This is a genomic window from Azospirillum sp. A1-3, assembly GCF_023806445.1.
Classification (GTDB): domain Bacteria; phylum Pseudomonadota; class Alphaproteobacteria; order Azospirillales; family Azospirillaceae; genus Azospirillum.
In genome coordinates this window covers 1,689,655-1,703,581 of the sequence record NZ_JAMSLU010000001.1, presented here as the reverse complement: position 1 = coordinate 1,703,581, position 13,927 = coordinate 1,689,655, and the positions used below count along the sequence as shown (strand labels likewise).

Here is a 13,927-nt window from a genome sequence, read left to right as displayed (position 1 = left end):
AGAGGCCGGTCTTTCCGCCTTACAGGCCGGTGGGTGTTGTCCGCGTGTCGGCGGTGCGGGTGGCGCCCTGGTCGATCAGCGGCTGCAGCGCCGGGGCGAGGCTTTTCAGAAGCTGGGCGGGCAGGGCGCTGGTGAAACGGTAATTGTCGGCTTCCGGCCCATGGACGAAGGCGGTCATCGTGCCGAAGAAGCGGTCGCCGATGTAGAAGACGAAGGTCGCCGTGCGGTTGACCGCTTTCGATTCGATCAGCACGCCGCCCGGCCCCCAGCGGTCCAGCCGATGATCGCCGGTGCCGGTCTTGCCGCCCATCGGGATCGGCATGCCGGCCGGGTCCTTGAAGGAGCCCCAGACGCGCTTGGCGGTGCCGTTCTGCGCCACGTCCATCAGGGCGCGGCGCAGCGTGGCGCAGACCTCCGGCTTCAGCACGCGCTCGCCCTTCAGCGGCCCCAGCCCCAGCTTCGCCTCGTAGGGCGTGCCGGCGGCGAAATGCAGCGAGCGGATTTTCACCGTCGGCTGGCGCACCCCGTCGTTCAGGATCAGTCCCATCAGCTCCGCCAGCGCCGCCGGACGGTCGGCCGAGCTGCCGATGGCGGTCGCCAGCGACGGCACCAGCGTTTCGAACGGATAGCCGACGCTGCGCCACTGGGCGGTGATGCGCTGGAACGCCTCCTCCTCCAGCCCGATGCGGATGCGGGTGTTCTGGGCGGCCATGCCCTTCTTGAACAGCCAGCGGTAGCTTTCCTGGCGTTCGTCGGCGCTGGCGGCCAGCACCTCGGCCCGCGTGGCGCCGGGATGCTGCTGGAGATAGGCGACCAGCCACAGCTCCAGCGGATGGACGCGGGCGAGATAGCCGAGGTCGTTCAGCGGGAAGCGGTCCGGTCCGTATTTGGCGTAGAGCGCCGACAGCTGCCCGTCGGACAGCGCCATTTTCGGCAGCTGGGCACGCAGGAAGGTGGAGAACTCGGCCAACCCGGCCTTCGGCCGCACGGTGCGGAAGATCACCGCCAGCCGGTGCGGCACCGGGCGCGAGCGGGTCGCAAGCCGGGCCAGCGCCTCGTCCGGCGTGCGCTTGCGGTAGTCGTTGTAGAAGCGGTTGAGGAAATCCGACCCTTCGCGGTCGGCGAAGCGGGCGAGATAGGCCTGCCGGGCCGGGTGGTCGGGTGAGCGCAGGATGTCGGCGCCGTCGTCCGCCCCCTCGTCCATATAGAACTGGACGACGTCGCGCATCAGCCGGATGAAGGGCAGGTTGACGCTGTTCCGCAACGCCTCCTGCACGGTCAGGATGCGGCCGTTGTCGTCCTTGTTGAAGTTGACGAAGCTGTGCTGGCCGCCGCCGGTGAAGAACACCTCGCCGGGGCCGGCGGAATAGCGCCGCTCCATCGCCGCGTCCAGCATGGCCGGCAGCCGGCGGTCGGGAGAGGCAGCCAGCCACGCCGTCGCCCAGCGGGTCAGGTTGTCCGAAGCCTCGTCCTGCACATCGGCCAGCAGATCCTTCGGCAGGTGGGCGTAGCGGCTGTGCAGTTCGGCGACGATCTCCAGATAGGTGGTCAGCGTGCGCAGCTTGGCGGTGGAGCCGAGATCGAGCTTGGCCCCGTCGTTGATGTCCAGCGGCTGGTCGAGGTTGTCGGCCTGGACGCGCAGGTAATTGGCCTCCGGACCCCGCTCGTACAGCGTGATCGAATAGACCAGCTTGGACAGGTCGTTGTTGCGGGCGTCGAGCAGCCGTTCGCCGGTCAGCCCAAGCGAGCGGGCAAAGTCGGGCTCGTTCAGCTTGCCCAGCACCTCCACCACGCGCGCCTGCGTTTCGGCATCCAGGGTGGATTGCGCGGTGAGGTCGAGCCGGTCGAGCGCATAGAGGTTGGAGACGCCGAGCATGCCCAGCAACCGGGCGCGAATGGCGTTCGACGCCTTCTGCTCGACGAAGGAGGTGGCGGGGGCGGTCGGCGCCTCCTCGCGGAAGGCCAGCGGCGTGGCCAGCGCCGCGTCGCGCAGCGCCGGATCGATCACCCCGGCCTGTGCCAGCGCCCGCAGGTGGGCATCGGCCAGCCGATCGAGGGCGGCACGGTCCTGGATCAGGTAATGGGAGGGCCGTCGCTGCGCCAGCAGCAGGGCCAGCACTTGCTTGTAAGCCAGCGCCTTCAGTTTCAGGGCGCGGGGATCGGTTGCCGGTTCTGCCAACACGCGCTTGGCGATGGACAGGTCGGTGCCGAACCAGGCCCACAGCCCGTCGCCCAGCCCGTTCACCTCGCCGAAGCCGGCTCGCGCGGTCAGCGGGGTGGAGTTCAGGTAATCGACCAGGATTCGGCGGCGGGCCTGCGTGGTGTCCTCGCCGTCGCTGTAGGCGCGGACGCTGGCCGACGCCATCTGGCGCAGCTTCTCCACACTGCCGGTGGTCTGTCCGTCGGGCGAATGGCGGTACTTCTCGATCTGGGTGGCGAGCGTCGAGCCGCCGGGGGAGCGCTGACCAGGCCGGACCATCTGCAAGGGCAGCATCGCCACCGCCGCGCCGAAGCGGTCCCATTCCACCGCCGGGTTGCGGCGCGGCTGGTCGGCGTCCAGCAATTCGCGGTTCTCAATGAACAGCAGCGTGTCGGAGACCAGCTTCGGCACGTCATCGAAGCCGTTGAACACCCGTTCGGGATAGCGCGCCGAATACATGACCGCGCCGTTGCGGTCGAGCAGGGTCAGCCCGGCCTGTGTCTTCTCGCGATAGATCGGAAAGCCGCCGCCGGCCATGAAGCGGTCGAGCGACGGCGACAGCACCGCCTGCCGTTCGACCGCATAGAGATCATGAGTCAGCGCGTCGAGATAGCCGGGCAGGGCGGTGTAGCCGAGCCGCTCGTTGTACGGCCCATGCTTGGGATAGCGCGCCTGGGGGTTGGGACCTTCGCGCAGGGAGACGGTCATCGACTGGGCGACGCTGGAGAGCAGCCGGGCCTGGAGACGCGAGGTCTGCATCTCCTGCCACCCGGCATAGCCGGCGGCGGCCACGGTGGTCGCCAACGTCGCGCCGATCGCCGCCCGCCGGGCCCAGCGCCCAACCTGCATCCACCCCATGGCCATATCGGAAGCGAACCCCCTGCCGCCCGACTCACACGGTCGGTGTAGGCCGGAACGATAGGGGATTTATGGTTAACGGGGAGTTTAAGGCGGTATTCCTCACCCCTCCAGCAGCACCTTCGCCCGCGCCGCCAGCTCGGCCAGCGGGACCTCGACCTGCTCACCCTTCACCAGATGCTTCAGGGTCGCGGTGCCGCGGGTCTTCTCGTCGGAGCCCATCAGCAGGACGACGGGGATGCCGGCGCGGTCGGCATACTTCATCTGCTTGGCGATCTTGCCGCCGTCCAGCTGGATTTCCGTGTTGATGCCGGCGGCGCGCAGCTCGCTGGCCATGCGGAAATAATCGGCGGAGAGGGCAGGGTCCATCTGGGTCACCAGCACCTGGGCGGTGGGGGCGGCGTCCTTGATGATGCCGGCTTCCATCAACTGGTAGAACAGGCGGGTGGCGCCGATGGAGATGCCGACGCCGGGCAGCTTCGACTTGGTGTAGTGGCTGGCGAGATTCTCGTAGCGCCCGCCCGAGCAGACCGAACCGATGCCGGGATGGTCGTTCAGGAAGGTCTCGTAGACGGTGCCCGTGTAGTAATCGAGCCCCCGCGCGATGGCGAGGTTGATGCGCACCGTCCCTTCCGGCACCTGGAAGGCCTTCAGCCCCTCGATGACGGTGGTCAGCTCGCCGACGCCCTCGCGGAAGATGGCGTTCTCGATGTCGAGCGCACCGAGTGCGGCCAGCGTTTCGGCGTTCGTGCCGTTCATGTCGATCAGCGACAGGATGGTGTCGGCGGCATGTTCGGTCACGCCAAGGCCCAGCAGGCTCGCGCGCACCTTGTCGCGGCCGATCTTGTCCAGCTTGTCGATCTCGCGCAGAACCAGCACGCGGGTATCGGCGTCGGCGACGCCCAGACCGTCGAGCAGGCCCAGCAGGATCTTGCGGTTGTTTACGTTGATGGTGAAGCCGCCGAAGTTCAGCTCGGTGAAGACATGGTGGATCACCGCCGGGATCTCGGCGTCGTAATGGGCGGACAGGCTGTCCTTGCCGATCACGTCGATGTCGCACTGGTAGAATTCGCGGAAACGCCCGCGCTGAGCCCGCTCGCCGCGGTAGACCCGCTGGATCTGGTAGCGGCGGAAGGGGAAGGCAAGGTCGCGCTCATGCTCCGCCACATAGCGGGCGAGCGGCACGGTCAGGTCAAAGCGCAGCGCCAGTTCCGGCTTGTTGCCCTGCTGGATGGCGCCGGTGGACTGGACGAAATAGACCTGCTTCTCCGTCTCGCCGCCCGACTTGGTCAGCAGCGTGTCCACCGTCTCGAACACCGGGGTTTCGACGGGGACGAAGCCGAACCGCTCGTAACCGCGGCGGATGGTGTCCAGCATGCGCTGGAAGGCCACCTGCTGGCGCGGCAGCAGCTCCATCGTTCCGGGCGGGGTGCGGGGCGTGATCAGGCTCATCGGAGAGGGTCCGCGCTTGGATAGGAAAAGCGTGCGTTTTCTAGCCCCTTTCGCCGGCCCCGTCACCTGCGCCCAAAAAGGTTGGGATAAATTTTTCAGTTGGGGCGAAAATTTTTCGGGAGGGCGTGGAATGAACGGCAGCGGGGCCGCGTTCATCTAAGCACGATCCCGCAGCGCGGATCGTTCACCGAAATGGAGAAACCAAATGTCCGGCACCATCTTTGGGTCGCGTATCCGCTCGTCCGTTTCGACCCTTGCGTTTGCCGCTCTGATGGCGGCAGCTCCCGTGCTGAGCGCGGGTGCCGCAACGGTCGTCCCGGCCGCCCCGGCCGCGTCCGCCCCCGCCGCGACGACCGACTCCACCACGACTGCGCCGAAGGTCGAGCAGAAGACCGACCATAAGGCCGTCACCAAGAGCGAGGCTACCAAGACCGAAGCCACCAAGCACGAGGCTCCGAAGGCCGACGCCACCAAGGCCGATGCCGGCAAGACCAAGCATGAGCAGGTCGCGGCCACGCCGAAGGCCGAGGTGACCAAGACTCAGGCCGATGCCGTCGCCAAGGAACTGGGCGCCAAGCCGACCGAGCAGCTGACGGTCCAGCTCGGCAAGTATCACGAGCAGATGCTGGCCGCCCATGCGCTGAAGGACAGCGCCGCCCGCGACAAGGCGGTGGCTGAGGCGCGGCAGCAGCTCGCCAGCATCGGCGGCAAGCCGGTGACCGCCGAGCAGGCCGCGAAGATCGACGGCATCCTCGGCCTGAAGAGCTCGACCACCATCCAGTAAAGCTGCATTCCGGCTGCGCCTGCCCACCCGCCAACGCCGGCCGGCGGGTGGGCAGGTGCTCCGGCACGAGGATGCGGCGTCCCGGTTCTGTTGAGATGCGGCGGCGATGGCGATAGAACGTCGTCCAAGCTCGCCACCTTCCTCGACACCAGCGCCGGGACCCGATCCATGCCGAACGACCGTCTTGTCATCCGCCGTCCCGACGACTGGCATGTCCATCTGCGCGACGGCGCCATGTTGAAGGCGGTTCTGCCCTTCACCGCCCGCCAGTTCGGCCGCGCCATCGTGATGCCGAACCTGAAGCCGCCGGTGACGACAGCCGCCGATGCCGTCGCCTATCGCGAGCGCATCCTGGATGCCCTGCCGGATGGCGTGGACTTCACGCCGCTGATGACCGCCTATCTGACCGACGGCACCGACGCCGACGATCTGGCCCAGGGCTTCAAGGACGGGGTGTTCGCCGCCGCCAAGCTCTATCCCGCCAACGCCACCACCAACAGCGCCCATGGCGTCACCGACATCGCCCGCATCGCCCCGGTCCTGGAGCGCATGGCGGAGATCGGCATGCCGCTGCTGATCCATGGCGAGGTGACCGACCAGTCGGTCGACATCTTCGACCGTGAGGCGGTGTTCATCGACACCATCCTGGCCCCGCTGCTGGAGCGTCATAAAACCCTGCGCGTGGTGCTGGAGCATGTGACCACGGCCGACGCCGTGCAGTTCGTGCGGGCGCATGCCGCCAGCGGCCGGATCGGCGCCACCATCACCGCGCACCACCTGCTGATCAACCGCAGCCACATCTTCCAGGGCGGCATCCGCCCGCACCTCTACTGCCTGCCGATCGCCAAGCGTGAAACCCACCGGGTGGCGCTGGTCGAGGCGGCGGTCTCCGGCGAGGGGCCGTTCTTCCTGGGCACCGACACTGCACCGCACACGGTCACGGCCAAGGAGGCCGCCTGCGGCTGCGCCGGCTGCTTCACCGCCGCCAACGCGCTGGAACTCTACGCCGAGGCCTTCGACGAGGCCGGTGCGCTCGACAAGCTGGAAGCCTTCGCCAGCCTGAACGGCCCGCGTTTCTACAACCTGCCGGTCAGCGAAGAGCGCGTGGCGCTGGAACGCCGCCCGTCGGTCACCCCCGACCTGATCCTGGTCAGCGAGGGCGACGCCGTCCTGCCCTTCCGCAGCGGCGAGACCCTGCGCTGGAGCTATGCGGGGGCGGTGTAAAGTGAAGAGGGCCGTGCCCGCTGAGGGCGCGGCCTTTCCTGTTAGAAAAGCGTTCCCTGCACCGGAACCACCCGCGGCTTGCGGGGCACTGCCTTCTTCTCCGGCTTAGGCTCCGCCGGCGTCTCGGGCTTTGCCTCCGCTTTCGGGGCGCCGCCGTCGATGGTTGCGGCAACTTTGGCGTCATCGGCGAAGACGATGTTGACGGCCAGCCCCGGCGCCGCCTGATCGGCGCGGGTCACGGGCCGGCCGTCGCGGTCTTCGACCAATGCGAAGCCGCGGGCCAGCACGCCCTTGTAGCTGTAACTTTCCAGCAATTGGCCGAGCGATGCCAGCGTCGCCGCCTTGTCGGCAACCCCCTTGGCATAGCTGCGGTCGAGGCGCGGTGTCAGGTCGGCGACGCGGCGCTCTCCATCCGCCAGCTTCACCCGCGCCGGAGTCAGCGACAGCCGGCCGGCGACGCGGTCGAACCGCCCGCCGGCGGTGGTCACCGCATGGCGCAGGGCCGAGTCGAGCGCCCGACTCTCCGACGACAATCTCTGTTCGGCCTGGGCCAGCTTCTCGCGCGGGTGGCGCAGCTTGGCGGCCAGTTCGCCGACGCGGGTGCGTCGCCGCTCCAGCAGCGCGGAGGCGGCGAGGTTCAGCCGTTCGGCGCGGTCGTCCAGCCGCTGGGCATGGCCCTCCAGCAGGGCGCGGGGATCGCCCAGGCCACGGGCCAGCCCCTCCACCCGGTTGCGGCGATCCTCCACCGCGCGCGAGGCGCTGGCGAGCAGGCGGCGCTCATCGTCCAGGATCTGGGCGAGCAACTCGCCACGCACCGGCACCGCCATCTCGGCGGCGGCGGTCGGGGTAGGGGCGCGCAGGTCGGACGCGAAGTCGATCAGGGTGGTGTCGGTCTCGTGCCCGACGGCGGAGATCAGCGGGATGGCGCTGGCCGCCGCGGCGCGCACCACATTCTCCTCGTTGAAGGCCATCAGGTCCTCCAGCGAGCCGCCGCCACGCGCGACGATGATGAGGTCGGGGCGAGGCACCCGCTCACCCGGCTGGATGCGGTTGAAGCCTTCAATGGCCGCCGTCACCTCGGCCGCCGCGCGCTCGCCCTGGACGGCGACCGGCCACAGCAGGACATGGCGGGGGAAGCGGTCGTTCAGCCGGTGCAGGATGTCGCGGATGACCGCCCCGGTGGGGGAGGTGACGACGCCGATCACGTCGGGCAGGAAGGGGATGCGTTTCTTGCGGGCGGGGTCGAACAGCCCCTCCGCCGCCAGACGGCGCTTGCGCTCCTCCAGCATCTTGAGGAGCGCGCCTTCGCCGGCCAGCTCCATCGACTCGACGATCAGTTGGTATTGCGAGCGGCCGGGGTAGGTGGTCATGCGGCCGGTGACGATGACCTCCAGCCCTTCCTCCGGCCGGACCGCCAGCTTCGCCATGGTGCCGCGCCAGCACACCGCCTCGATCACCGCGGTGTCGTCCTTGAGCCGCATATAGCAGTGGCCGGAGCTGTGCTTCTTCGGCTGGCTGATCTCGCCGCGGACGCGGACGAAGCCGAATTCCTCCTCGATGCTGCGCTTCAGCCGGCGGGCGAGGTCGCCGACGGTGAATTCCGGCAGGTTGGAGCCGGGGCGCGGTTCGGGGGCGATGAGGGGTGCGTTGTCGGACGTCATGGCGCTCTTGAGTTGGGGCGCCGCCATGATACAAGGCGCGCAGTTCGCAACAAGGCGGAAGGAGCGCCACCCCATGAAAGTCCTCGTCGTCGGATCGGGCGGTCGTGAGCACGCGCTCTGCTGGGCCATTGCCAATTCGCCGCTGTGCGACGCGCTCTATTGCGCGCCGGGCAACGCCGGCATCGCCGACGTCGCCACCCTGGTTCCCATCGGGTCGGAAGACGTTGATGGGCTGGTGCGCTTCGTCCAGGACAACGCCATCGACTTCGTCGTCGTCGGTCCGGAAGGCCCGCTGGTGCTGGGTCTGGTGGACAAGCTGACCGCGCTGGGCGTCAAGGCCTTCGGTCCCAGCGCCGCGGCGGCGGAGCTTGAAGGCTCCAAGGGCTTCATGAAGGACATCCTGGCGAAGTACGGGGTGCCCACCGCCTTCTACGAGCGCTTCAAGGACCCGGAGGCCGCCAAGGCCTATGTCCGCAAGCATGGCGCGCCCATCGTGGTGAAGGCTGACGGTCTGGCCGCCGGCAAGGGCGTTACCGTCGCCCGAACTGAGCAGGAAGCCTTCGAGGCGATCGACGACGCGCTGGTCGGCGGCCGCTTCGGCGCCGCCGGTGCCGAGGTGGTGGTGGAGGAGTTCCTGGACGGCGAGGAGGTCAGCTTCTTCGCGCTGTGCGACGGTGAGAACGCGCTGCCGCTGGCCTCCGCCCAGGACCACAAGGCGGTCGGCGACGGCGACACCGGCCCCAACACCGGCGGCATGGGCGCCTATTCCCCCGCGCCGGTGCTGACGCCCGACCTGCAGGACCGCGTTATGCGCGAGATCATCCTGCCGACGGTCAAGGGCATGGCGGCGGAAGGCAAGCCGTTCAAGGGTGTGCTGTTCGCCGGTCTGATGATCATGCAGACGCCGGACGGGCCGGTGCCGAAGACGCTGGAGTTCAATGTCCGCTTCGGCGACCCGGAATGCCAGACGCTGATGATGCGGTTGAAGTCCGACGCACTGGCTGCCTTGGTGGCGGCGGCCGACGGCGTGCTGGACAGCATCGACCTGCGCTGGCATGACCAGACCGCGCTGTGCGTGGTGATGGCCGCCAACGGCTATCCGGGGGACTACGCCAAGAACACCGAGATCCGCGGGCTGGACAAGGCCGGCGCGGTGGAGAATGTGACCGTCTTCCACGCCGGTACCAAGCGGGCCGAGGATGGCCGGGTGCTGTCGGTCGGCGGCCGGGTGCTGGGCGTCACCGCGCTGGCCCCGACGGTGGCCGAGGCGCAGGCGGCGGCCTACAAGGCGGTGGATGCGCTGGATTGGCCGGACGGCTTCTGCCGCCGCGACATCGGCTGGCGGGCGGTGGGGCGATAGGGGCCGCTTCCGCTTCGACAGGAAACCGGGGGCGCATCGCTGCGCCCCCTTTTCATTTCAGCATCACGCCCGCAGCCGCTCCGATGCGGTGGCGATGTTCTGCGACACCACCTCGATGTCGCGGACCACGCGGGTAACGCTGTGGGCAATCTCCTTTGTCGCCGATTCCTGCTGCGACACGGCGGCGGCGATGGTGGTGGAGATCTGCTGGACGTCGGTGACGATGGCGCCGATGCGGCGGATGGCGTCGACCGCGTGCAGCGCCTCCTGCTGGACCGAGGCGATCTGCGCGGCGATGTCGTCGGCGGCGCTGCCGCTCTGCTGGGCCAGCGACTTCACCTCGTTCGCCACGACGGCGAAGCCGCGGCCGGCCTCTCCGGCGCGGGCGGCCTCGATGGTCGCGTTGAGCGCCAGCAGGTTGGTCTGCGAGGCGATGCTGTTGATCAGCTTGGTGATGGCGCCGATGCGCTCCGCCGAAGTGACCAGGGCTTCCACCGCGGCGTTGGTGCGCGACGCCTCCTCGGACGCCTTCAGCGAGGCACCCGACGCCTCGTTGGCGCGGTTGCTGATGTCGGAGATCGAGGCCGACAGCTCCTCCGTCGCGGCGGCGACGGTCTGGGCGTTGGCGGTGGCGCGGTCGGCGGCGGTGCCCACCTCGCGGTCCAGCGATTCGGCAAGTCCGGAGACGGTGCGGCGGCGCTCGCCGTCCATCTCCACCTGCCGCAGTTCGGACAGCTTCTCCGCATCGATATCGATCAGCGATCCGCAGGCGCGCAACGCCACGCCGTTGTTGTCGCGGGCGACGCCGCCGATGGCGCGGAACCAGCGATAGCTGCCGTCCTTCACCTTCAGCCGGTAATCGACATCATAGCCGGTACGGCCGCTGCGGTCGTTCAGGCAGGCCATGAAGGCGTCGAAGGTCGGCTTGGCATCGTCCGGATGCAGCCGGTCGGCCCAGGAACCGACCTTGTCCGGGAAGCCTGCCTTGTCGTCGCGGTCGAAGCCGGCGAGCCGGCGAAACTCCGGCGACCAATGCCAGCGGCTTTGCGCATGCATCGGATCGCCATTGTGGAAGACCGCGTCCCAAAGCCCGACGCCGGCATGACGGTCGAGCAGCTTTGCCCGCTCCAGTTCATTGCGTTCGGCATCGATGTCGATCAGGGAACCGCAGGCGCGCAGCGCCAAACCGCTGCTGTCGCGGGCGACGCCGCCGATGGCGCGGAACCAGCGATAGCTGCCGTCCTTCACCTTCAGCCGGTAATTCACATCATAGCCGGTACGGCCGCTGCGGTCGTTCAGGCAGGCCATGAAGGCGTCGAAGGTCGGCTTGGCATCGTCCGGATGCAGCCGGTCGGCCCAGGAACCGACCTTGTCCGGGAAGCCTGCCTTGTCGTCGCGGTCGAAGCCGGCGAGCCGGCGGAACTCCGGCGACCAGTGCCAACGGCTCTGCGCGTGCATCGGATCGCCGTTGTGGATCACCGCATCCCAAAGCCCGACACCCGCATGGCGCCCCAGCAGGGCCAGCTCTTCGGCGGCCTGATTGTCCTGCGGCTTGCGGAACGACAACATTTCGTAACTCCTGATGGCTGAAGGCGGTCAGGGCATCATGAGCATATATTCGCTAAACAAACACTTAACAGAGTAAACCGTATTTACACGAACTATACGCATTGGTTGTTCCGGATGGGGGATTTTCACCTGTCTTTGCTATGGCCTGAGTTGCGGGGCATAAGCCTGACCGTTGCGCAATTCTATTGCATGGCGTCAGCAATAACATTGCGCCTCGGGGCCGGCTGAGACCCGCGGGGCGCTCACCGCCGCTCCCTGAAGAACCCCCGCAGCAGCGCGCCGGCCCGTGTCTCGCCGATGCCGCTGTAGACCTCCGGCACGTGGTGGCAGGTGGGCTGCGTGAAAAAGCGCGGACCGTGGTCCACCGCGCCGCCCTTTGGATCGTAGGCACCGTAATAGACCCGCCGGATGCGGGCGAAACTGATCGCCGCGGCGCACAGTGCGCAGGGTTCCAGCGTCACATAGAGGTCGCAGCCGGGCAGGCGGGGCTGGCCGCGGGCGGCGCAGGCCTCGCGGATCGCCAGCAACTCGGCATGGGCGGAGGGGTCGCACAGTTCCTCGGTCCGGTTGCCGGCGGTGGCGAGGACAGAGCCCGTCGCGGGGTCGACGACGACGGCGCCGACCGGCACCTCGCCACGCGCGGCGGCGGCCTCGGCGGCGGCGAAGGCGAGGTCCATATAGCGGGGAGACGGCATGGCCGGGCAAGGTGCCAACCCCGCCGTCGGCGCGTCAACCGGATTCCGGCGTCAGGGCACTGGACTCGTGTTGCGGGCAGCGCGTCCAGGCCCTATGGTCCGGCCATGGACCGCTCCGATACCGCCAAGAAATCCAAATCCGCCGCCACCCCTGCCGCCGGCCCCGCTGCCGACGGCGGCGAACGCATCGCCAAGCGACTGGCGCGCGCCGGGCTCTGCTCGCGCCGCGATGCCGAACGCTGGATCGCCGAGGGCCGCGTCGCGGTCAACAGCCGCGTGCTCGACAGCCCCGCCTGCGTGGTGCGCCCCGGCGACATCGTGCAGGTCGACGGCAAGGTCATTCCGGAACCGGAGCCGGCCCGCCTGTGGCGCTATCACAAGCCGTCGGGGCTGGTCACCACCGCCCGTGACGAGAAGGGGCGCGAAACCGTCTTCGACCGCCTGCCGCCCGAGTTGCCGCGCGTGGTCTCCATCGGCCGTCTCGACCTGACGACCGAGGGGCTGCTGCTGCTGACCAACGACGGCGAGCTGGCACGCTTCCTGGAATTGCCTGCCACCGGCTGGACCCGCCGCTATCGCGTGCGCGTCTTTGGCGAGGTGGACGAGAGGCAATTGGCGGCGCTGGAGAAGGGGCCGACCATCGAAGGCGTCAAGTACGGTCCGATCGAGGCCGCGCTGGACCGCATCCAGGGCCGCAATGCCTGGCTGACCGTCAGCCTGAAGGAAGGCAAGAACCGCGAGATTCGCAAGGTCATGGAGTCGCTTGGGCTCCAGGTGAACCGGCTGATCCGCGTCGCCTATGGTCCCTTCCAGCTGGGCAAGCTGGAGGAGGGCGCCGTCGAGGAGGTGCCGAAGCGCGTCGTCCGCGAACAGATCGCCCCCTTCTTCGGCACGCCCGAAGGGGCGGAGCCTGCCGAGTCCGGCACCAAGCAGCGCGCCAAGGCCCGTGCCGATGCGGCGGTCAAGTCCGCTCCGGCGAAGGCGGCTTCCGGCGGCCGTCCGACCGGCAAGACGGATGCGAAGGCGGACGCCAAAACCGCTCCGAAGCGCGCGCCGCGCTCCGCCACCAAGCGGCACGAGGCCGAAGCCGCCCGCACCGAAGAGGGCAAGCCGGCCCGGCGCGGCGCATCGACCCGTGGCACCCTGTCTCTCGGCGGTGGTGCGGCGGCCAAGCCGGGTCGTCCCGGCAAGCCGGAGGGCGCGCGGTCCGACACCCGGCGGCCTGACGCAGGCCGGTCCGAGTCCCCGCGCTCCGAAGGCGCCCGTTCGCGGGATGCCAAGCCGAGGGACGCCAATCCCCGGGACGCCAAGCCGAGAGACGGCAAGGCTCCGGGCTTCAAGGCGGCCGAGTCCAAGGCGGCAGGCCCCAAGTCTGCCGGCCCCAAGTCTGCCGGCCCCAAGGGGAGCGGCCCGAAGGGTGCCGGTCCGGCGCCGCGGGGCGGGCCGAAGGGCGGCGGCGACAGGTCCGGTGGCGGTGCCGGCGGACGGACGGAGCGCCCGCGTGCGGATCGTCGGCGGTAAGCACCGCGGCCGCAGTCTGGTGGCGCCGGGCGGGCGGGACACCCGCCCCACCACCGACCGCACCCGGCAAGCGATCTTCAACATCCTGGCCCATGCCGACTGGGCGCCCGAGTTCGAGGGCGCCGCGGTCGTCGACGCCTTCTGCGGCACCGGCGCGCTGGGGCTGGAAGCCCTGTCGCGCGGGGCGTCCTGGTGCGGCTTCCTCGACATGGGCCGGCCGGCACTGGACGCCGTGCGCGCCAATGTCGAGGCATTGCGCGAGGCGGAGAACGCCCAAATCCTGCGCGCCGACGCGACCAAGCCACCGCCGGCGTCCCACGCCTGCATGCTGGCCTTTCTCGACCCGCCCTATGGCCAGGGGCTGGCGCCGCGCGCGCTGGAGGGGTTGCTGCGCGCCGGCTGGCTGGCCGACGGCGCGCTCGCGGTGGTTGAGGTTGCCGATCGCGACCCCTTGCCTCTTCCCGACGGTTTCACCGCGGTCGATGAACGCCGCTATGGCGACACCCGCGTCGCCTTCCTGACGGTCCGCCGCCCGGCCTGACCGCAGGGACGGACACCGCGGCCCCCTCCCCGGGGTTGCCGGTCCGCTGTTTCAATCCCCCG

The 13,927-nt window shown here is 69.1% G+C and carries 10 protein-coding genes; 5 read left to right on the top strand and 5 right to left on the bottom strand.

The genetic code is table 11. The features are described from left to right. Positions 1-19 precede the first annotated feature (19 nt). A complete protein-coding gene (locus M5E06_RS08030; RefSeq protein WP_252137779.1) occupies positions 20-3,058 on the bottom strand; it encodes a transglycosylase domain-containing protein in 3,039 nt (1,012 codons plus the stop codon). 102 nt (positions 3,059-3,160) lie between these two features. Further along, positions 3,161-4,510 carry a histidine--tRNA ligase gene (hisS, locus tag M5E06_RS08025; RefSeq protein WP_252137778.1) on the bottom strand — a complete coding sequence of 450 codons (1,350 nt, stop codon included), beginning with the start codon at positions 4,508-4,510 and terminating at the stop codon, positions 3,161-3,163. Between the two features lie 205 nt (positions 4,511-4,715). On the opposite strand from hisS, the gene M5E06_RS08020 reads away from it, so the two are divergent. Then, positions 4,716-5,294, top strand: a complete 579-nt coding sequence (locus M5E06_RS08020; protein WP_252137777.1) for a hypothetical protein — start codon at positions 4,716-4,718, stop codon at positions 5,292-5,294. A 168-nt stretch (positions 5,295-5,462) separates the two neighbouring features. Next, the gene (gene pyrC / locus M5E06_RS08015; RefSeq protein WP_252137776.1) at positions 5,463-6,518 is read left to right on the top strand and encodes a dihydroorotase; all 1,056 of its coding nucleotides are present in this window, start codon (positions 5,463-5,465) and stop codon (positions 6,516-6,518) included. A gap of 41 nt (positions 6,519-6,559) precedes the next feature. On the opposite strand, the gene xseA is transcribed toward pyrC, so the two are convergent. After that, on the bottom strand, positions 6,560-8,179 hold the full coding sequence (gene xseA / locus M5E06_RS08010; protein ID WP_252137775.1) for an exodeoxyribonuclease VII large subunit: 1,620 nt from the start codon (positions 8,177-8,179) through the stop codon (positions 6,560-6,562). Between the two features lie 73 nt (positions 8,180-8,252). On the opposite strand from xseA, the gene purD reads away from it, so the two are divergent. Further along, positions 8,253-9,539: a phosphoribosylamine--glycine ligase gene (purD, locus tag M5E06_RS08005; RefSeq protein ID WP_109073899.1), complete on the top strand. Its 1,287-nt coding sequence runs from the start codon at positions 8,253-8,255 to the stop codon at positions 9,537-9,539. Positions 9,540-9,602: 63 nt separating this feature from the next. On the opposite strand, the gene M5E06_RS08000 is transcribed toward purD, so the two are convergent. Both M5E06_RS08000 and M5E06_RS07995 read right to left on the bottom strand, forming a co-directional pair. After that, positions 9,603-11,108 carry a methyl-accepting chemotaxis protein gene (locus tag M5E06_RS08000; RefSeq protein WP_109154198.1) on the bottom strand — a complete coding sequence of 502 codons (1,506 nt, stop codon included), beginning with the start codon at positions 11,106-11,108 and terminating at the stop codon, positions 9,603-9,605. A 242-nt stretch (positions 11,109-11,350) separates the two neighbouring features. Then, positions 11,351-11,803, bottom strand: coding sequence for a nucleoside deaminase (locus M5E06_RS07995; RefSeq protein ID WP_109073895.1), 453 nt, complete (start codon positions 11,801-11,803; stop codon positions 11,351-11,353). A gap of 105 nt (positions 11,804-11,908) precedes the next feature. On the opposite strand from M5E06_RS07995, the gene M5E06_RS07990 reads away from it, so the two are divergent. Both M5E06_RS07990 and rsmD read left to right on the top strand, forming a co-directional pair. Then, a complete protein-coding gene (locus M5E06_RS07990) occupies positions 11,909-13,324 on the top strand; it encodes a pseudouridine synthase (protein ID WP_252137774.1) in 1,416 nt (471 codons plus the stop codon). Next, entirely contained in the window at positions 13,305-13,865 is a 561-nt protein-coding gene (gene rsmD / locus M5E06_RS07985; protein ID WP_252137773.1) for a 16S rRNA (guanine(966)-N(2))-methyltransferase RsmD, read from the top strand. Before M5E06_RS07990 ends, rsmD begins: the two co-directional genes overlap by 20 nt. Positions 13,866-13,927 lie beyond the last annotated feature (62 nt).